This window comes from Apibacter muscae (assembly GCF_007845635.1).
GTDB lineage: Bacteria > Bacteroidota > Bacteroidia > Flavobacteriales > Weeksellaceae > Apibacter > Apibacter muscae.
In genome coordinates this window covers 26,097-47,861 of the sequence record NZ_SELG01000038.1, presented here as the reverse complement: position 1 = coordinate 47,861, position 21,765 = coordinate 26,097, and the positions used below count along the sequence as shown (strand labels likewise).

The window sequence follows — 21,765 nt, the reverse complement described above, 5'->3', positions numbered from 1 at the left end:
ATTTTACAGCCCGTAAAGTTAATATTTTTATAAATTACAATAGTTAAAGTTTTTCAAGTTATTTAATTGAATAAGTTTCTTAAAAGCTATAATTATATGGTATGCAAGCAACTAATGATCGCAAATGAATTATTTTCTAAATAACCCTAAATGAATTTGTTGTATTGTACTATTAATAATCTTGAATTATACAATATATAATTTGATTATTAATTTTAGATTATATTTAAAAATTTAACTACTAAAGTAATTTTATTACCTTTGAATTGGTATGAAAGACTTATTTAAAGATTTAAACGAGATTCAAAAACAAGCAGTTAGCACCACAGAAGGTCCATTAATGATTATTGCAGGTGCCGGTTCTGGAAAAACTAGAGTTTTAACTTATAGAATTGCTCATCTAATAGAAAAAGGAATTGATTCTTTTAATATATTGGCATTAACCTTTACGAATAAGGCGGCAAGAGAAATGAAAGAAAGAATTTCTTCTCTAATAGGAGGAACAGAGGCTAAGAATTTATGGATGGGTACTTTTCATTCCGTTTTTGCTAGAATTTTACGTGCAGAGGCTCATAAACTAGGTTTTCCATCTAACTTTACTATCTATGACTCTCAAGACAGTGTAAACGTAATTAAAAAATTAATTTCAGAGATGCAACTGGACTCTGACATTTATAAACCTAAACAGGTTCTAGGGAGAATTTCCAGTTATAAAAATAATTTAATTACGGTTCGTGCATACTTCAATAACCCCGAATTAATCGAGGCAGATCAAGCAGCGATGAAACCCAAAATAGGTGAAATCTATAAAGCGTACGTGGAACGATGTTTTAAATCCGGAGCCATGGATTTTGATGATTTACTACTTAGAACCAATGAGTTACTAACTAGGTTTCCTGAAGTGCTAGCAAAATACCAAGATAGATTTAGATATATTATGGTGGATGAGTACCAAGATACCAATCACTCCCAGTACCTTATAGTTAAGGCTCTGGCTTCACGTTTTGAGAATATTTGTGTTGTTGGAGATGACGCTCAATCCATATATGCCTTTAGAGGAGCCAATATCAGAAATATATTAGATTTTCAGAAAGATTATTCAGATGCGAAAATAATCCCCTTGGAACAAAATTACCGATCCACCCAAATTATTGTAGAGGCAGCCAATGAAGTAATCGCTAAAAATAGAGATCAACTTGAAAAAAATGTTTGGACACAAAATAATGAAGGTGATAAAATACCTTTATACAGAGCTCTTTCTGATGCAGATGAAGCAAATTATGTAGCCGCGGAAATTTTTAATTTAAAACTTACTCAACAAAAAAGAAATAAAGATTTCGCTATTCTTTATCGTACCAATGCTCAATCTAGAGCAATTGAAGAAGCATTAAGAAAAAAAAATATCGCTTATCAAGTCTATGGTGGCTTATCCTTTTACCAAAGAAAAGAAATAAAAGATTTACTTGCATACCTCAGAGTATTAGTTAATCCTAGAGACCAAGAAGCTTTACTAAGAATAATTAATTACCCTGCAAGGGGCATAGGAAATACTACTTTAAATAAATTAATAGTAGGCGCCGATCAACAAGACCAATCAATTAACGAAATTCTTGAAAACATTGAGTTGCTGGGACAAGCCATAGGTTTAAACAAACCAACCATTGAAAAACTAGCCAATTTTTGGACGATGATTAAAAGTTTTCAAGTTTTACTAAAAACTGAAGATGTTTACGAAGTGGCAATGAAGGTGGCTATAACATCTGGGATTCTTAAAACATTGAAGGAAGACGATACTCCCGAAGGTATATCTCGAGTAGAAAACGTACAAGAGTTAATGAATAGTTTGCAGGGCTTTGTTGATGAGCAAAGACAATTGGAAGATGGAGACCCTAGTTTAAATTATTTTCTGGAAAATATAGCCTTGGCTTCTGATCTTGATAATGGCAATGAAGAAGATGATAAAGTATCCCTTATGACCATACATTTAGCGAAAGGACTAGAATTTCCAGTGGTTTTTATTGTAGGTTTGGAAGAAAACCTATTCCCTTCCCAAATGTCTTTAAATACAAGACAAGAATTAGAAGAAGAGAGAAGATTGTTTTACGTTGCACTTACTCGTGCCGAAAAGAAAGCTTATTTTACCTATGCAACTACTCGGTTTAGATGGGGTAAAATTGTGGATGGGGAACCGAGCCGATTTTTAGAGGAAATTAATAATAAACATTTAGAAATATTAAATATTGAATTTAAAGGTTCTACTAAAAATCGTTCAGGTTTAGATTCGGATCTTTTTGATGGCGATTTTTCACCACGATATCCGAAAGGACCAAACCCTAAATATCAAAATAAACAAGAACCTCCAAGATCTCCACAAAATTTGAAACCTATATCTAATGCTAAGTTAACCCATCCTGTTGGAGGATCACTCTCAGATTTAAAATTAGGAGATCATGTACTTCACGATCGATTTGGCAAAGGAATTGTTAAATCCATAGAAGGAGATCCCGAAAATGCGAAAGCTTTAATTGACTTTGAGAATGAAGGAGAAAAAAAACTTTTATTGAAATTTGCTAAACTTAAAATTCTTAATTAATTAATACAATTTTAAATTCATATAAACATTAGATAAACCTATAATCTAATTGGTTGTGTATACTAATTATATTATCTAGATAAGATTAAATATAATGTACATATAGTTTTATTCGTGTAATTAAATTATTATTTTTAATTTAATTCAATTACCTTAAAATTATTATAAAAAGTATTTATAATATAAATTATTTTTTTATAAATTATAATATATAATTTTTATTAATTATTTAATTTTGTAATTTGATTTTTACATGAAAAAACTGATTATCGATATGAATGAATCCAAAAGAATTTTTGGATTGGATATATTAAGAACTATTGCAATTATTTTTGTACTTTTAGGTCATTCATCAACATTTCTCCCTAAAAAAGTAGCTCATTATTCAAATAAGATTTTATATGATGGAGTTGGTATATTTTTTGTCTTAAGCGGATTTTTAATTGGCGGAATACTTATGCAGTTGCTTGAAAACTATAAAATAAATGTAAAATTATTACTTTATTTTTGGAAAAAAAGATGGTATAGAACTCTTCCTAATTATTATTTTGTTTTAATTATTCTTATACTTTCAGATTCACTTTACAATAAGAATTTTAACTTCATGTATTATTTAAAGTATTTCTTTTTTTGTCAAAATATATTTTCAATAAATCTAACCTTTTTTGGAGACTCTTGGAGCTTAGCTATTGAAGAGTGGTTTTACTTAATAACTCCTATTATAATTTATATCTTAATAGCTATATTTAATATCAAACCTAAATCAGCAATACTTTTATCTGCTATTTTTGTAATATCATTCTTTACACTTTATAGAATAATTTATACCCTAAATTTAGATACTTTAAATTACGAAAATATAATTAATGTTAGATACACTATTTTTGGAAGATCAGACAGTATTATGTTTGGTATTCTTGGTGCTTACTTATTATATTATAAGACCTATTTTTGGAATAATTATAAAAACATTTTTTTATTTCTGGGAATTTTTTTATCTGCCTTTTATTATCTCTTTCCTATAAGTAATAATTTTTATTCGCTAACTTTATCATTTACTATTACTTCACTATCTGTATTATTTATGTTACCGTTTTTTTACAATATTAAAAGAGGAAGAGGAATTTTTTATAGAATGATAACATTTATTAGCTTAATTTCTTATTCTTTATATTTGGTTAATATGCAAATTTCAAAATTTATAAGATTTATAGTTGACAATAAAGCAGATAATTTTATTGAATTTTATCATATTAATATCTCAAATAATTATGCTTGGTCAATCTTATTTGCAATATGTTTTATTTCATTTTGGGTATTAACATTTTTAATTTCAATTGTTCTTTACAAATATATAGAAGTTCCATTTATGAGATATAGAGATAAATATATTAAATTTAATTTAGCTAAAATATAGTTATCAAAATAGCACTATATTGTTTTAAATATTTAATTAACCAAATTATAAACTTAAATTATTAGTTGAACTTCATTAATTTTAATGCTTTTATAAAAATAACAAATGTTTAACTTAGAACAAAAATTTCAACTTTGAATTTTACTTGGTTTATATCAAAAAAAATAGCTTTTTCTAAAAGTAATAAAAAGAATCTTTCTCAGATTATTATTAGAATCGGTCAAACAGCAGTTGCCATTGGAATTATTGTTTCAGTCATTACCTTAGCCATCGGGATTGGGTCAAAAAAGGCTATTAAACAAAAAATGGCTGATTTTAATGGTCACATTACCATAAAAAGTTATGACAGTAACAATTCTTACAATAGCTCCAAACTTAATAAAGAAAATGTTGAAATTGATAAAATCAAGTCTAATCCTTATGTTTCTGAGGTTTATCAATATGCCACCAAAAGTGGAGTCATTAGAACTGAAAAAAATTTTGCTGGCGTAATCTTAAAGGGTGTTTCTAATGATTTTGATCGAAATAGATTTAAAGAATTTATTATAAGAGGTGAAATCCCTAAATATTCTGAAGATTCAGTTAATAATGAAGTTTTATTGCCTGAAAAAATTGCAAAAGAAATGCAATTGGATGTGGATTCATCCTTTGTTATGTTTTTTGTAAGAGAAAATGATTCCCCCATTTACCGTAGATTCAAAGTAAAAGGTATTTATAGGACTGACATTAAGCAAATTGACGATGTATTTGTAATTGGTGATATTAAACACATTCAAAAGTTAAACGGATGGTCGCCCAATGAAATTGGTGGATACGACATTTTTATTGATGATATAGAAATGTTAAATGAAGTTTTTCCATCTATCGAAGAAGCAGTGGGTTTTAATAACTACGCTGAAAAAGCTACTACTACTTTTTCACAGATTAATGATTGGATTCAAATTTTTGATACTAATATATTTATTATATTGACCATAATGATGGTGGTGGTGATTATCAATTTAATCATGGTGCTAATCATCTTAATTATTGAAAGAACCAATTCTATAGGTATGCTAAAAACACTAGGTGCTTCCAATAACCAAATCAGAAAGATTTTTATTAATTATACATTAATCATAATGGTTCCAGGCCTTGTTATAGGTAATATAATTGCTATTATTTTACTATACATACAGAAAATTTTCAAAATTATAAAGTTAAATCCAGATAATTATTACGTTAGTTCTGTACCTGTTTACATCAATTTTTGGCATATAGGTATAATATCAGTTTTAGCTATAGTAATAAGTGGAATAGTTTTACTTTTTCCTTCTTATTTAATCTCTAAAATATCTCCAATTAAAGCATTAAAGTTTCAGTAAATGAAAATTTTGAATAAAAAAATAAGTTTAACTCCCACCAAACTCTTATCTTCTTTAATCATTCAATATTTTATTTACCAAATTTTAATGATGGGTATAAATCCTACCGGAGGAAATTGGTATTTTACTATTTTACTGAAAATAAAATATTCATTTAATACTTTTTTTGGAAATTTCAAACTATCCATTGGAGATTGTTTTTATATACTGCTAGGTATATTATTTATTTATAGTTTATTTAAAATAATTATTTTCTTGTCTAAAAAAGAAAAAAGTAAAGCTATTAAGCACTCTATATTTATTTTATTTACTATAAATTTTTTGTATGGCTGGTTTATGTTATCATTTGGCTTACTATACAGTCAAAAGCCTTTTACAAATTATCAACAAAACAAAGGGCATAATTATTTAGACGATTATAAAATAGTTGCCAATCATTTATTAAATGAATGTATAGAGCTTAGAGAAAAATTACCCTCTACGAAATCAGGAGAACTTTATATAGGCAATGATATCATTAAAGAACTTTATCAAGAACAAAGTGCTGTTTATGGAATACCCCTACAAAAGAGTAATGTTAAAAATTCTTTGTTCTCCTTATGGCTTACTAAAATTGGGGTTTTAGGTTACTACAACCCATTTACAGGAGAAGCACAAACTATAAATGGATTACCCCCTACCTCATATCTATTTACTATAGCTCATGAAATGGGACACCAAGCAGGAATTGCAAGAGAAGACGACGCTAATTTTTATGCTTTTTATATGGGAGAATCTTCTTCCATTCAAAGTTTTCAGTACAGTGTAAAGTATAAGGCCTTGCAATATATACTTAGAGAAATATATGTAGACGACTCTACTTTTGTTCATCGAATTATAAATAATTATTCCACTCTTATGAAAAAAGATAGAGAAATTGAGATTAAATACTATTCCCTCATCTCAGATTTAGGATCAGACGCTTTTTCCGTTTTAAATAATGCATACTTGCGTAGTAACAGTCAAAACGAAGGCATCGTTGCTTACAATCAAGTTTCTAATATGATCGTTAATTTTTATAAAGGACAATATCCTTCACTATTTACAAATGAAGCGCTTATAAAAGGCAAATAACAATATTATATAATATTGTTCTATAGGTTGTTTTATAAATAACACAATAAACTACACCAATAAACCAACTATTCTAATAAATTCAATCATTGATTACATATTATAGAGATAGTTTTATATACAAATTTACTTATTTCATTATATTTTTAATTAGATTTAAAATAGAATTTCCATAAGCATATAATTTCTAATACTGATATTGAATATACGATCTTGCATATTAACAACTTTATTCAAGATTATTTTATCCATACAAAGTCATGGTTCTTTAAATATCCATTTTAATATTTTGTACCTTTGAAAAATTATTTAACCTGTATAAAAATATTATAAAAACATAACACTTAAATGAGTCGATATACAATTACTACCGCACTTCCTTATGCAAATGGACCATTACATATAGGACATTTGGCTGGTGTATACATACCTGCCGATGTCTATGCTCGATTTTTAAGAAGAAAAGGGCATGATGTTATATTGATTGGTGGATCCGACGAACATGGAATTCCAATTACCATACGTGCAAAAAAAGAAGGAATTACACCCCAAGATGTGGTAGATAGATATCATGAACTCATGAAAAAAACTTTTTATGATTTGGGTATTTCTTATGATAATTATTCAAGAACTACTTCCGATATACATAGAGAAACAGCTCAAGAATTTTTCACTAAACTCTACAAAGACAATAAGTTTATTGCTAAAGACATTGAACAATACTACGATGAAAAATCGAGAGAGTTTTTAGCCGATCGTTATATTGTAGGTACTTGTCCCAAATGCGGAAATACAAATGCTTATGGAGATCAGTGTGAAAAATGCGGTTCCACCTTAAGTCCTGAAGAATTAATTGAACCTCACTCTATGCTCAGTGGAGAAAAACCTGTATTAAAAAAAACTAAGCACTGGTACTTGCCTCTTGAAAACTATCAAGAATTTTTAACCCATTGGATATTACAAAATCACAAAAGTGATTGGAAACCCAATGTATATGGACAAGTAAAATCATGGTTGGATGACGGATTAAAAGCTCGAGCTATGACTCGTGATTTGGACTGGGGCATACCAGTCCCTCTAAAAGATGAGGATGGAAAAGTATTATATGTTTGGTTTGAAGCTCCTATTGGTTATATCTCATCTACCAAAGAATGGGCTAAAAATAATGAAAAAGATTGGGAACCTTATTGGAAAGATAAAGATACTAAATTGGTTCATTTTATCGCAAAAGACAACATTGTATTCCATTGTATAATTTTCCCTGCAATCCTTGAAGCTCACGGAGAATATATATTACCAGACAATGTCCCAGCCAACGAATTTTTAAACTTAGAAAACGATAAAATTTCTACATCAAGAAATTGGGCGGTATGGGCGCATGAATATTTACAAGATTTCCCCAATAAACAAGATACACTACGATATGTTCTGTTATCTAATGCCCCTGAAACCAAAGATAACAATTTTACATGGAAAGACTTTCAAACCAAAAATAACTCCGAATTGGTGGGTATTTTTGGTAATTTCATTAACCGAGTTTCTGTTTTAATGCAGAAGTATTATGAAGGCATTATTCCAGAAGTAACTATTTCTAATAATTTTCCAGAAATTAAGGAAATTAGTCAAATAGCAAAAGAAATAACTTCCTACTTAGAAAAATATGAATTTAGAAATGGACTTAATTCCCTAATGAAAATTGCACGTTTAGGAAATAAGTTCTTTCAAGATCAAGAACCATGGAAGCAGATTAAAGAAAATCCGGAAAAAGCCAAGGAAAGTTTATATATATCTGCACAAATAGCTGCCTATTTAGCTCAGTTATCAGAACCATTTATACCTTTTACCTCAAAAAAAATAATGGATGGTTTAAATTTGAATTACGTTTCTTGGAATGATTTAGAGGAAGGAAAAATTCTTTTACCGTCAGGTCATAAAATAAATACCATCGATTTACTTTTTTCTCCTATAGAAGATGATGAAATTAAAGCCCAAATTGAGAAATTAGAAAATTCAAAAAAAATAAATCAAATGACAAATAAAAATTCTGAACCGTCTAAAGAAATCATCAGTTTTGAAGATTTTGAAAAGATTGATTTAAGAGTGGGTACTATATTAGAGGCTAAAAAAGTAGAAAAAGCAGATAAGCTTTTACAATTTAAAGTAGATACAGGAGTTGATATTAGAACCATTGTTTCTGGCATTGCAGAAAGCTTTACGCCAGATGAATTGATCGGGAAACAAGTAACCGTTCTTTTAAATCTAGCCACTAGAAAAATACGTGGAATTGAAAGTCAAGGAATGCTTCTTTTAGCAAAAGATGAAGAAGGTAAGCATGTTTTTTTAACCCCGGATAAATTTCTTAGTAATGGTTTATCAATAAAATAAAACATAATTTTCTTAATTTATTTTTAAGCATGTTTATTTAATTAGACATGCTTTTTTAAATTGAGGAGAAAGTAAATGGTCACCTACAAAAATCTTAAATCATAGTGTGTTTATTTTTAACCCATGTTTAAAAAATTAACTATAATAAAATTATAGATATAATAGTTCAATGTATTGCCTTTAACGATTAAATTTCCATTTTTTAAATTCTTTTTGTAGCTTTGCGAGCTATATCAAATATGCATATATAAATGAATGTTACACAGAATAAAATAGATAATTTAAATACTGTTGTTAGTATTACTATTAAACCGGAAGATTACAAACCAAAAGTTGAAAAAGCACTTAAAGATTACCAGAAAAAACTAAATATGCCTGGTTTTCGAAAAGGCAAGGCTCCTATGGGTATTATTAAGAAACAATACGAAGGTGCAGTAACTTTTGAAGAAATTAACAAAGTATTAAATGATTCTTTAAGTAACTTCATTTCAGAAAATAAATTAAATATTTTAGGGCAGCCTTTACCTAAAACTAATGACAATTTAGATGTTAATGCAAATGAATTAACTTTTGATTTTGAACTAGGTTTAGCGCCTGAGTTTAGCGTAGATCTTTCAAAAGCAAAAATTGATTACTATAAAATTGAAGCTAGCGAAAAGGAAATCAATGAAACAATAGAGAAAATGCAAACACAATTGGGTCAAATTATAGATGTTGATCAAATTGAAAACGGCGGGCACTTCTCTGCTCAGGTTGAAGAAATAGATGAAAATAATCAATCAATTGAAGAAGGAATAAAAACTAATATTACTTTTATAGTTGACGATTTAAAAAATAAAGACTTATTTATAGGTAAAAAAAGCGGAGAAATCGTCGAAATAAATGCTCAAGACATTTTTAATGATCCTCATCAACTTCAACATTTTTTAGGATTGTCCCACGAACAGGCTCACGATTTTAATGGAAAATTAAAAATAACGATAGAAAAACCTTCAAAAAGAACTAAGGCTGAAGTAAATCAAGAACTTTTTGATAAAGTTTATGGTAAAGACAAAGTTTCCTCAGAACAGGAATTAAGAGATAAAATAAAAGAAGAATTAGAGGGCTATTACAAAAGAGAGTCTGACAATAAATTCATGAATGATTCTGTAGAATGGCTTTTTGAAAATATAAATTTTGATTTACCTGAAGAATTTTTAAAAAAATACATTAAAAATTCATCCAAAGAGCCTTTGAATGATGATGAAGTCAATTCAGAATATGAAAAATCTGAAAAAAGTCTACGTTATCAATTAATTGAAGGACAAATACTATCTGACAATAAAATAAGCATTCAATACAATGATCTTGTTGAATTTACTAGAGATCAAATGAAACAGCAATTTGCAATGTATGGATATAATGATATTCCTGAAGCTGAACTGAATAAATATGTTGCTAATGCTATGAAAAATGAAGAACAAGTACGTCAAGCTTCTAACAATTTGATTCAACAAAATCTATTTAATATTTTTGATAAGCAAATTGGAAAAGTGGAAAAAATTGTTCCTCTCGAAGAATTTAATTCAATGATTAAAGAAGAAAATGCTAAGTCTAAAAATTAAATAGGCTTAAAAAAATAAAAAAAGCTAAGTAATATTACTTAGCTTTTTTTATTTTTCATGATTAATAATTGACAAGTTTTAAATACAAAATTATTTATTTATAGCATTAAAAAAACCACCTAATAAATTAGATGGTCAAAATAAATATTCCCTAAAAATAAATGTTGTAAATGTTAGATTAGTCTAGTCAAAAGTTTATTTATTAGTCATTTTAGTGTTATTAGCTCTTAATTCTAGTTCCTATTTATTTTAAATTAGCTCTTATATAAAGTTTTTTAGTGGTGTATTTTTTAATACACTACAAATATATAGACTTTTTTCTAAACACAAACATTTTTATTGTTTTTTTTCAATTAATTATAAAAATTTTAACAAAAAAATCTAATAAATTAGATGATTAAAATAATTATTCCCTAATAAATATTGTAAATGTTAGAAATTAGTCTAGTTAAAAGTTTATCTACTAGTTATATCAATGTTATTAGCTTTTAATTATAGTTCCTATTTATTTTTTAATCAGTTCTAATAAAGTTTTTTTGTGGTATATATTATTGAATATTTTACAACAAGGTCACTTACTAATAAAAACCAGTAAGTGATATAGAAAATTTTCAATTCTTCTTATAAAGAACTATTTTAAACTATAATTCAAAATTCAAATTTGCATTTTCAAGAATTTTTTTCTGTCTTTGTTCTAACACTCTCTTAACATTATGAAAAACCCTTCCAGTTAAACTCCTTGCCCATCCCTTTCTTCTTAATGAGGGAAGCATTTTCTCTAAAGAATCAAAATGACTGTAGAGCATTTCAAACTCTTTTTTTTGTTCTTGTTCTTCATCTACAATATTCATTATCTCAATTCCCAATATTCTTCTCAGTTTATTTAATTCTTCTTTGGCTTTTAAAATTTCCTCTGTAGTAAAGTAATCATTTTCATAATCATTAAATTTTTCACAAATTTTATTAATTTCCTCTTGTTCTTCTTCAATAATTTTTAATGGTGATTTTAATGATATTTCATTCCATAAAGATTCCAGCCATATTTTTATCTTTTCATAAACATCAGTTTTTTTATTTAAAGTAAAACTATCATAAGATGAATAACGACCAGGAACACATTCTCCATATATTTCATATTCATCTTTTTCTTCTTTAAAATGATTTTTATCTTGAAACATTATATAATGCTCCGGATTAATTAATGAAGTTATATTTAAAGTATCTTGAATAATATTAATTTTAAAATCAATATATTCAAAATGAACATCTTTTTGAAAAACATCAATTATATTATCTAATAAATCTTGTTTTATCATAGTATAAATAATTTTGATAATAAAAATATTGATAAATATCTATCTTATTTTGTATCTTTGATTACAAATTTATAATTTTTTCTATATCGTTGTTAATAAAGTTATGAACACTAAAACTAAATTTACCATAGATCGCCTTGTTGAATTTATGGATTTTAAATGCCTTAATGATAATCAAATTACCAAAATTGCAGGACTATCCATTGGATTAATTGGCAGAGCAAGAAAAAATAAATCTGGCTTGCATACAGATACTATTGAAAAAATATTAATTACATTTCCTGAATTAAATCCTACTTGGTTATTAACTGGAAAAGGTAAAATGCTAATTATGGATAATCAATCGGTAGATGATAATAATAAATACTCCGAAACTTCTAATTCTGAAGAATCTAAAGATAAAGATTTTCTTTTTGAAGTTTTCTCTGCTCAAAAAGAAATTATTCATTCTTTAAAGAAAAAATTTTTTAAAACTGAAGAATCTTTAAAAAAATAATTATCCTTGATTGGCTGTTTCAATGACAACATATACAGGATAATGATCGCTATACCCCCCAAGGTATCTACTTCCTGTATAAGTCCTCCATGGAGTGCCTAATTTCCCTCTTTCTTTATTTTGTAGATAGGACTTGTTGAAAATTTCAGCTTTTTTATAAATTAACTGACTTTCTTTTTTAAAGAATGAGGCAGATAATAGGATTTGATCAAATAAAAGACCTTTTTTGTGATGATAAGTACTATATTTTCTCTCAGAATATAGATTTTCATAGGGATTGTAAAAATCTGTACTATTTAAATCTGATTCATATTTTTTACAATGAAGTTCTTTAGTTAAATATTCAGCTGTAGGATTTTCGTTTAAGTCGCCCATTATTATGATCTGAGCATCACATTCATTATTAAATATTTCATCAATTCTTTCTCTTAATTTGTGTAATAATACAATACGTTTAGGTTTATTGCTATCGTTTTCTCTTTTTGAAGGTAAATGTAGAACGAAAAAATGTATGTCTTTTCCAACGAATTTTCCTTGGGCATAGGTTATATCTCGAGTATAATCTCTTACCCCTTGGTTGTTGTAAACAGGTATGCGAATAAAATCGTATTTTTCAAGAGTAAAAAATTCTTTGTTATAAAAAAAAGCGGTATCTATACCTCTTTCATCCAACGAATCGGTATGCACATAACCATAATTGGCGCGAAATGGAAATTCTTTCAATAATTCTTCTATAACTTTTTTATTTTCAATCTCGCATAATCCAAAAAATGTAGGTAAGCGGCTGGTTTCTTCCTCCCCTATTAATGATATGGTTTTCGCAATTTTTATAAGTTTATGTTTGTATCTGTTTAACGTCCAAGATTTTTTACCGTAATAAGTATAATCATCGTCCAATTTATTTTTGTCTTTAACTATATCGTACAAATTCTCTACATTATAAAAAGCTATGGTATGGTGCATTTGTTTAAATTCTTTAAACAAAAATAGCTTTTTTTCTTGCCTTTTTGGAATTTGATTGTAAAATAAACACTATACCTCTAGCATTAACTTCTATATTTTAAGAGTAAACTATTTCCTACTACACTTAAGCTACTTAGTGCCATAGCTGCCCCTGCTATCATTGGATTTAGTAAAAATCCATTGATAGGATACAATATCCCTGCCGCAATAGGAATACCTATAAGGTTATATATAAAAGCCCAGAATAGATTTTGTTGAATGGTTTTAACCGTACGCTGGGAGAGTTTTATCGCTTGTGGAACTTTTAATAAATCTCCAGAAATAATGGTCATTTTTGCTACTTCAATAGCAACATCAGAACCATTTCCCATGGCAATACTTACATCGGATTGTGCCAATGCTGCGCTATCATTTATTCCATCCCCAATCATAGCAACAACCGTATTTTTCCCTGAATGTGCTTGAATTGATTGAAGATTTTTTACATAATCAATTTTATCCTTAGGAGAAACTTCTGCTTTATATTTTTCTATTCCAACTGATTTTGAAACTTCTTTAGCCGTATGTTCATTATCTCCCGTTAGCATAACCACCTCAATACCCATTTGTTTTAAACAAGCAATAGCTTTGGAGGAGGAAGGTTTTATTGCATCTGAAATGGAATATGCGGATAAAATCTTACTTTCGCTACCAAAAAATATTACTGTGCGAATTTGTTTTAATTGTTCCAACATCCATTCTTCCACATCATTAGATATTAAAACTTGTTTTTCCTTCATTAAGGCTAAACTTCCAACAAAATAGTTTATATTTTCGTAAGTAATTTGAATACCTTTACCTACTATATTTTCTAAATGAACATTTGAAATAAATTTTGGAGAATCAGTTTCTAAATTTTTTACCACAGAATTTGCTAAAGGATGATCAGAAGATTTCTCCATACTATAAAGAAGATTTACTAGGTACTGATCTTTTGGAACAAACCATTTAGAATCATATACTTTAGGCTTGCCTTCCGTGATAGTTCCCGTTTTATCTAAAACTACCACATCAATATTCTTTGCAGCTTCTAAGCTTTCCGCATCTTTAATTAGTATTCCTAATTCTGCTCCTTTTCCTATGCCTACCATAATTGCTGTGGGTGTTGCCAAGCCTAAGGCGCAGGGACAAGCAATCACTAACACAGTTACCAAGCATTGCAACCCGTAAATAAATCCATGGGTTCCTCCAAAGAATAACCAAATAAAAAAAGTAAAAAAAGCAATACCAAAAACGATCGGTACAAAAATCCCAGCTATTTTATCAACCACTTTTTGCACCGGTGCTTTACTTCCTTGAGCTTCTTTAACAGATTTAATTATTTGTGATAGTAAAGTTTCGCTCCCCACCTTTTCCGCTTGATATACAAAACTTCCCTTCTCATTTAATGTTCCAGCATATACATTTGAATCTTTAATTTTCTCTACGGCTAAGGGTTCTCCACTTATCATACTTTCATTAACAAATGAAGACCCTGAAATAACTTTGCCATCTACTGCTATTTTTTCTCCTGGTTTGACTAGAACTTTCATTCCTTTCTGTATAGATTTAATAGGTAACTGGGCTTGCTTTCCATCTTCATATATTACAGTTACAACTTTAGGTTGTAACCCTACTAATTTTTTTATGGCTAAAGAGGTATTTCCTTTCGCTTTTTCTTCTAGTATTTTACCTAACAATACAAATGAGATTACCACTGCAGATGCTTCAAAATAAACATGCGCACTCAATCCTTTATTTTCCCAAAAATGTGGAAATAAAGTATTAAAAACACTATAAATATAGGCAACTCCCGTACTACAGGCCACTAATGTATCCATATTAGCAGAACGGTGTTTGGCTTGTTTATAAGCTCCTATAAAAAAATTTCTTCCAAAAATAAATATTACTGGAGTAGCTAAAATCCACATTGCAAAATTAGCCCAAGGTTGATGCATGAGTTTAGGTACCATAGCAATAACAACCAAAGGTATGGAAAACAACAGGGAAGCTATAGTTTTAAATTTTAATTGATGAAAATTTTTCTTTTGAATATCTTCCAAAGCTTCCTGACCTTCCTCACTTTCATCAATTAACAGATCATAGCCTATTTCTTGCAAAGATTTTTTAAAATCTTCCGGTGTGATTAAACTTGGAATATACTCAATGGTTGCTTCTTCATTGGCATAATTTACAGAAGCGGAAATAACTCCAGGCTGAAGTCTTAAAACATTTTGACTACTATTGGCACAGGAAGCACAACTTAACTGTAAGACTGGATAATTTTTTTTGGTTGTTTGTATCTTAAAACCTAGGTCTTTCAAATTATTAAACACATCCCATATAACCTCTGCTTGATCCTCTCCTTTATCTATCTCAAAACTTATATTCTTGGTATTAAGATCTATTTTAAGATTTTTAACACCATCTAAATGATTAACTCCGTCAGAGATAATTTGAATTTCATGCTTATTATTTAGATTTACTATGGCTAAACTTACCTTTTTAAGAGAAATATTGTTTTCAACACTCATTATATACTGCTATTCGATATTCATTAGTATCTACACAAATTATTCCATATTTCTAAGTTATATTCTGAAACTTATTACGGGTATAATAATTCTGAAATTTAGGTTTTATGTTCATTTAGATATTTTTTATTAAATTCGCAAATCAAAATTTGGCCTCATAGTTCAATGGATAGAACAAAAGTTTCCTAAACTTTAGATGTGAGTTCGATCCTCGCTGGGGCTACAAATAAAGAAGATCTAATGTTAAAGGACATTAGATCTTCTTTGTTTTAATATTTAAAAAATTATTTAAAATCATTCTGCTAATTCTAATCTCCCTGCATATGTTTCATATGCCTTCCCTGAAAAATCTCCTGTTTTAAAATAGTCATACAACCTTTTAATATTAAATTTATAATTAAAGTTAATACTTCTTTATTTAGCAAGTTATGAGAGATTTAATTTATATTAATAAGTTCATTATAGTTTTCATACATTTGGAATTTGATATAATGTTTATATATAAATGAAAAATATGAATTCTAATATTTTTAGACTTGCTGCTATATTATATGCTGACAATAATTATGAAGTTAGTACTAAGACTATAAATAGGAAAATAATTGAATCAGTTTTCTTAGATAATAATAATGAGATACATCCAATTCATAAATTAATTGAAGTCATTCAAGATAAATATGAATTTATTTTTATGGTAGACGAAATTAGAGAAATCGTATCATGTAATGAGTATTTTATTATTTCTCCTTGTAAGACAAATGAATTAAATATTAGTCTAACATTAAATAGATTTGAATTTTTAAAGAAAAAAGTAAGTAGCAATAATATAGATTATTTTATATCTCAATTCCACCAAATAAATAAGGTTGAGCAATTAAATATTAATGATTTAAAGCAAATTATATATAGATTTTTATATGAAGTTTTCCAAACTAATATTACTAGCTTTTCCAAATTAATAAATCCTAATATAAAAATTGAAGACATAATAAATATCAATAACTTAGAATTTAATCAGATAGAAATTGACATTATTAATTCTTTTTTAAATTGGGAAAATGATGAAAAAAATAAAGTTGTTTTTGATATCTCTAGTTTAGCTCTTGAATACTGTTTAATATCAAATAAAAAAGGTAATAATTTTAAATTAGAGAATTTAAGGAATAAAATTTTTTATTTAGATACAAATATAATATTTAGAGCTATAGGGATTAATGGTGAAAATAGACAAAAGCAAACTATTACATTTCTAGAAAAATTTAAAGATGCTGATGAGCATTTATACATTTCTACTTTTACTATTGAAGAATTAAAATCCACAATAAACTATTATGTAAAATCACTTAATAAAGTTAATTCTATCAAAATCAACTCAGATATATTTATGCAGTACAGTAAAAATTCCGACTTTTTACTATATTTCCATAAATGGAAGAAAAATAGAAGTAATGCTAATTTAGATTTATTTCAGTCTCATATCCTTAGTGAAATCGAAATGTTAAAAAATAAGTATTGTATACAAACAAATTATAAAACACATTTTGATTTTAAAGATGAAAAAATTCAGGAATTAATATTAGATAAAGCATCACAAATAAATACTTATAAATCACAAAAGAAGGATTGGTCGAATTATTATGAATCAAGTATTTTTGACGCTAAAAACATTTATTTGATTGATACCCTTAGGAAAGGACTTTATGTAAATATTTTTGACTGTAAATATTTTATGATATCATCTGACCAATATTTGAGAAGATGGGATTATATTAGTAATAAGTCTACTCCTATTGTTTTACTACCTTCCCAATGGATGAGTATCTTATTGAGGTATCTTAATAGAACTAATGATGACTTTAAGAGTTTCGTTAGTTTTTTAAATATACATAATTCTGAAAAACAAATATCAAATGAAAATCTACAATTGATTTTACAAGGAATTTCAGAAATAACATCTGATTTTTCACAACAAAATAGTATTATTTCTGAAATGATAAATATAAAATTCAATGGAATATTAAAAAAATCATTTAATGAAGAACAAATTATTGAAAATTCAAAAACATTTGCAAAAACAAAACTTGAACAAGATTTAGAAGCAATTCAAAAAGAATTAAAAAGAAATATAAAAAAATTTGAACGCTATCAAGAAAATACAAGTAATGCGATTGATAATTTAAAACAACAAAAAGATAACGAAAAACTAGAAAAAGATAAAACAGAAGAAGAAAACAATAAAATAAAACAAGAACTACTTAATTTAAAAGTAAAAGATGGCTTAAGAAAATATAAATTAAGAGCATATTGGGCATTTTTTATTTTAGTAATGTGTTTATTTTATATATATTTTTCTTTCTTTTTTACAGATAAAAATTGGAATATAATTTCAATTTATAAAAATCATGTGAATAAACTTAATGATGGTTCTATTGAGAAAGATATTAATAAATATATTTTTCTTATACCTCTTACAATAATTATGTTTTTGATTAAATTTATTTATAATAGACTTTTTAATAAAGAAAAAATTGAGGAAAGAAAACAAAAATTAATTGAGAGATATACAAAATAATTGTTATTAGTATTTCCTAATTAAGGTTTGTTTTAATTTACTGATTCCCTTTTAAGGCAACTTTATTTTTTCGCCTAAAAATTTGGGTTGTTTATTTAGAATTAAGTCTATGAACATTTTTACCCGCGCCAGTTTTTCTCTAAGCATTGTTTTAAATCCGTAATAAGCCGTAACGTCTTGGGCATTGTAGCCAACGGCTTCTATATCGTAATGGCGAGCCAGGGTTATAGCTCTTTCGTTATGAAATTTTTGCGATACAATCGTAAATTTATTTTGCCCAAATATTTCTTTCATTCGGATAACCGAATCCAGAGTTCTCAATCCAGCATTATCTAAAAATATACTATCGGCGGGCACTCCTGCTTTAACCAAATCGTCTTTCATGTCTTGGGATTCGTTGTAGTCTTTCTGGCTATTATCTCCACTTACTACAAAAATAGTAGCTTTGCCTGCATGGTAAAGATCGGCAGCTGCCTTTATTCGGTAAACAAAATATAAATTATTTTGTCCGCTTTGCAGTTTTTTTGAAGTTCCTAAAACCATCGCTACCCGATTGGCTGGAATTTGTTCCGTTGAATCGTACAAATATTTTTTAGATAAACGGGAAACTGCCCAATCTGCCAGAACAATTATTACTAGAAGTAGTATAACAAATGCTATTGCAATTTTCAATAATTTTTTGAGATTCATAAAATTTAGAAGTTAGTTTTAGGTTGGCCATTGAGTTTACTTCTCTAGCAATCTTTCAATGAGATCATTTTTTTCTTTTATCATACGTTCATACAAAGCTTCTTTCTCCGTATACAATTCTACTATTTTATCTATAGGATTGAAAGTTATAGTTAATCCTGTAGCTGTATCACTGGTATGAAAATTATTTGCTACAAAATTTAATGCTCCTTCATCATTAAAATTCTCAATAGCCTCCACTGGTATTTTTAAAACCTTAGCAATACGTTCCAACATATCCTTTTCCAGCTCTTCCTTTGCCTCTAGCTTAGAGACAGTTGCTTGGGTAACATCCAACTCAATAGCTAATGTCTCTTGTTTGACACCTAGCATTTCCCGTAATCTTTTTATATTTCTTCCTTGATGTACTCTTTTATGGGTGGTATCTAAATTCATATTTTATATCTATTTAATTGGTTTACAAAAATAAAAAATATAATATGCGGAAAATATATTTTGTCTCTGTAGTTATATTTTTTCTGTTCCGATATTTTTAATCCGATAAAGTTATACTTTTTTTGTATATTAAAATTCAAACATGGGAGCACTTTTAAAAGAAATAAAAGAAAACCGAGGGCTTCGTTTTATGAATATCGGAGCAGTAAATTTCCAAAATTTAAGTTTTAATATTATATCAATTATTAATAGCTGTCAATCTCACCTCTTTAATTATAAAAAAGAATGTAATAAGGATTTTATAATAGATGTTTTAAATTTATTAGAAATAGCTAAATCCCTTATACCTCATGGGGAATTTGAATTGTTAGATCGGTTGGATAAAATATCGGAAAATTAGTATTTTAAAGTTTGAAATGTAATCTTAGTAAATACTAAAATTTAAAGCAAGCATTCTTCAATTATATTAATAAAAAATAAAGATAAATTATAACTATGGGTTCAATTCATAAAGTCTAATTTATCTTTATATTTATAATAAAATTAATATGCTAATTATTCCATTTTCTTAATGGTAAATCCAGCTTTTTTCACAGCTTTTACCACCTCCTCTTCTATTTCATTAGACCCTTCAACGGTAAGAATTTTTTCTGGGTTAGTGGTATCTACCTCCCATTTAGTAATACCTTCCACTTTAGACAAAGACGGAGTAACCGCTTTTACACAACCTCCACAATCTATATTTGTTTTAAATTTTAATGTTGACATAAATCTATTTTTCAGTTATACGGCAAAATTCATGCTAATTTATGGGTGAAATCTATATTAAAAATTATTATATCTTCATCACAAATACATTTTAATGCAAGTGTATAAATATCATTCTAGCAAATCTATACAAATACTTATATTTGTAAGGATCTTATAAAAAAATAACAAATGCTAGTATTAAAATTTGGTGGCACCAGTGTTGGAAGTGCTGAACGTATTAAAAATTTAGCGAAATTAACAGAAAATTTTTCGCCTAAATTAGTGGTTTTGTCTGCTATGAGTGGAACTACCAATGCTTTGGTTGAAATATCTAATGCTTTGTACGAAAAGAATTCTGCTAAAGCCAATGATTTAATTGAAGATTTAGAAAAAAAGTACCAAATTGAATTAGCTAACTTATATAAGAATCCTAGCATACTAGATAAAGCCAAAGAATTTATAAATACTCACTTTAATTATCTTCGTTCTTTTCTAAAATATCCTTTATTTACAGAAAAGGAAGAAAAGGTTATTCTTGCGGAAGGAGAACTATTAAGTACTACCATGTTTCATTATTATTTAAGTGAAATCGGAGAAAAGTCAATTCTTTTACCGGCTTTAGATTTTATGCGTATTACTCGTGAAAATGAACCCGATATGGTTTATATTGAAAACCATATTAAAGAGGAAATAAAGAAATATCCGGATATAGATTTTTTTATTACACAAGGATACATATGTAGAAATGCGCAGGGGGATATTGATAATTTACAACGCGGTGGTAGTGATTATACGGCATGCATTATTGGTTCTGTTTTAGATGCAAAAGAGATACAAATATGGACGGATATAGACGGAATGCATAATAACGACCCTCGATTTGTAGAAAAAACACATCCTATTCAAGAACTGAGTTTTGATGAAGCTGCGGAACTAGCCTACTTTGGTGCAAAAATTTTACATCCTACGTGTATACTACCTGCACAAAAAAGAGGAATTCCGGTGGCTTTGAAAAATACAATGCAACCGGAAGCTCCAGGCACTTTAATTGGAAATTTAAAAACGCCGGATGGAATACGTGCAGTGGCAGCCAAAGATAATATATTTGTAATTACCATAAAAAGTGGTAGAATGCTTTTGGCACATGGCTTCCTAAAAACAATTTTTGAGATTTTTGAAAAATATAAAACATCCATTGATGTTATTACAACTTCTGAAGTTGCAGTTTCACTAACCATAGATAATTCTAATCACTTAGAGGCTATTGTGCATGAGCTTTCAAAAATTGCACAAGTGGATGTTGTTAAAGATCAAACCATCATTGCTATTGTGGGAAATATAGCAAAAAACAAAGCCGGATATGGAGTGCAAATTCTTGAAGCTTTTAAAGAAATTCCTTTACATATGATTTCGTATGGAGGTAGCGAACATAATGTAACAGTAGTTATAGATAGCGAATATAAAAAAGAAGCATTAAAAGCTCTAAACCATAAACTTTTTGGCTATTAATTTGAT

At 27.8% G+C, this 21,765-nt stretch carries 16 protein-coding genes and 1 tRNA gene; 11 read left to right on the top strand and 6 right to left on the bottom strand.

Annotated elements, in window-relative coordinates; translation table 11 throughout:
* Positions 1-271 precede the first annotated feature (271 nt).
* The 6 genes from ETU08_RS08850 (at position 272) to tig (ending at position 10,476) form a co-directional block, all read left to right on the top strand.
* Complete coding sequence (locus ETU08_RS08850) at positions 272-2,593, top strand: ATP-dependent helicase (RefSeq protein WP_146262668.1); 2,322 nt, start codon at positions 272-274, stop codon at positions 2,591-2,593.
* A gap of 274 nt (positions 2,594-2,867) precedes the next feature.
* Positions 2,868-4,010 carry an acyltransferase family protein gene (locus ETU08_RS08845; RefSeq protein ID WP_185145308.1) on the top strand — a complete coding sequence of 381 codons (1,143 nt, stop codon included), beginning with the start codon at positions 2,868-2,870 and terminating at the stop codon, positions 4,008-4,010.
* A 134-nt stretch (positions 4,011-4,144) separates the two neighbouring features.
* The gene (locus ETU08_RS08840) at positions 4,145-5,374 is read left to right on the top strand and encodes an ABC transporter permease (protein WP_146262666.1); all 1,230 of its coding nucleotides are present in this window, start codon (positions 4,145-4,147) and stop codon (positions 5,372-5,374) included.
* The gene (locus ETU08_RS08835) at positions 5,375-6,487 is read left to right on the top strand and encodes a DUF3810 family protein (protein WP_146262665.1); all 1,113 of its coding nucleotides are present in this window, start codon (positions 5,375-5,377) and stop codon (positions 6,485-6,487) included.
* A 348-nt stretch (positions 6,488-6,835) separates the two neighbouring features.
* The gene (gene metG / locus ETU08_RS08830) at positions 6,836-8,872 is read left to right on the top strand and encodes a methionine--tRNA ligase (RefSeq protein ID WP_146262664.1); all 2,037 of its coding nucleotides are present in this window, start codon (positions 6,836-6,838) and stop codon (positions 8,870-8,872) included.
* Positions 8,873-9,123: 251 nt separating this feature from the next.
* Positions 9,124-10,476 carry a trigger factor gene (gene tig, locus ETU08_RS08825; RefSeq protein WP_146262663.1) on the top strand — a complete coding sequence of 451 codons (1,353 nt, stop codon included), beginning with the start codon at positions 9,124-9,126 and terminating at the stop codon, positions 10,474-10,476.
* Between the two features lie 641 nt (positions 10,477-11,117).
* On the opposite strand, the gene ETU08_RS08820 is transcribed toward tig, so the two are convergent.
* Positions 11,118-11,792 (bottom strand): hypothetical protein, encoded by a 675-nt coding sequence (locus ETU08_RS08820; RefSeq protein WP_146262662.1) that lies wholly within the window; start codon positions 11,790-11,792, stop codon positions 11,118-11,120.
* Positions 11,793-11,895: 103 nt separating this feature from the next.
* On the opposite strand from ETU08_RS08820, the gene ETU08_RS08815 reads away from it, so the two are divergent.
* Entirely contained in the window at positions 11,896-12,288 is a 393-nt protein-coding gene (locus tag ETU08_RS08815; protein WP_146262661.1) for a hypothetical protein, read from the top strand.
* Here ETU08_RS08815 and ETU08_RS08810 read toward each other — a convergent pair whose 3' ends face one another.
* Together ETU08_RS08810 and ETU08_RS08805 are read right to left on the bottom strand one after the other, a co-directional pair.
* Positions 12,289-13,272 carry an endonuclease/exonuclease/phosphatase family protein gene (locus ETU08_RS08810; protein ID WP_185145307.1) on the bottom strand — a complete coding sequence of 328 codons (984 nt, stop codon included), beginning with the start codon at positions 13,270-13,272 and terminating at the stop codon, positions 12,289-12,291.
* A gap of 62 nt (positions 13,273-13,334) precedes the next feature.
* Positions 13,335-15,803, bottom strand: coding sequence for a heavy metal translocating P-type ATPase (locus ETU08_RS08805; RefSeq protein WP_146262659.1), 2,469 nt, complete (start codon positions 15,801-15,803; stop codon positions 13,335-13,337).
* Positions 15,804-15,954: 151 nt separating this feature from the next.
* Between ETU08_RS08805 and ETU08_RS08800 the strand changes: the two genes are divergently transcribed.
* A tRNA-Arg gene (locus ETU08_RS08800) sits at positions 15,955-16,026 on the top strand.
* 291 nt (positions 16,027-16,317) lie between these two features.
* Complete coding sequence (locus ETU08_RS08795; protein WP_146262658.1) at positions 16,318-18,375, top strand: hypothetical protein; 2,058 nt, start codon at positions 16,318-16,320, stop codon at positions 18,373-18,375.
* 51 nt (positions 18,376-18,426) lie between these two features.
* Here ETU08_RS08795 and ETU08_RS08790 read toward each other — a convergent pair whose 3' ends face one another.
* Positions 18,427-19,065: a SanA/YdcF family protein gene (locus ETU08_RS08790; RefSeq protein ID WP_146262657.1), complete on the bottom strand. Its 639-nt coding sequence runs from the start codon at positions 19,063-19,065 to the stop codon at positions 18,427-18,429.
* Between the two features lie 36 nt (positions 19,066-19,101).
* Complete coding sequence (locus ETU08_RS08785; RefSeq protein ID WP_146262656.1) at positions 19,102-19,500, bottom strand: helix-turn-helix transcriptional regulator; 399 nt, start codon at positions 19,498-19,500, stop codon at positions 19,102-19,104.
* Positions 19,501-19,642: 142 nt separating this feature from the next.
* Between ETU08_RS08785 and ETU08_RS08780 the strand changes: the two genes are divergently transcribed.
* On the top strand, positions 19,643-19,900 hold the full coding sequence (locus tag ETU08_RS08780; protein ID WP_146262655.1) for a hypothetical protein: 258 nt from the start codon (positions 19,643-19,645) through the stop codon (positions 19,898-19,900).
* Positions 19,901-20,055: 155 nt separating this feature from the next.
* Here ETU08_RS08780 and ETU08_RS08775 read toward each other — a convergent pair whose 3' ends face one another.
* The gene (locus tag ETU08_RS08775) at positions 20,056-20,268 is read right to left on the bottom strand and encodes a heavy-metal-associated domain-containing protein (RefSeq protein ID WP_146262654.1); all 213 of its coding nucleotides are present in this window, start codon (positions 20,266-20,268) and stop codon (positions 20,056-20,058) included.
* Between the two features lie 171 nt (positions 20,269-20,439).
* On the opposite strand from ETU08_RS08775, the gene ETU08_RS08770 reads away from it, so the two are divergent.
* A complete protein-coding gene (locus ETU08_RS08770) occupies positions 20,440-21,759 on the top strand; it encodes an aspartate kinase (protein WP_146262653.1) in 1,320 nt (439 codons plus the stop codon).
* Positions 21,760-21,765 lie beyond the last annotated feature (6 nt).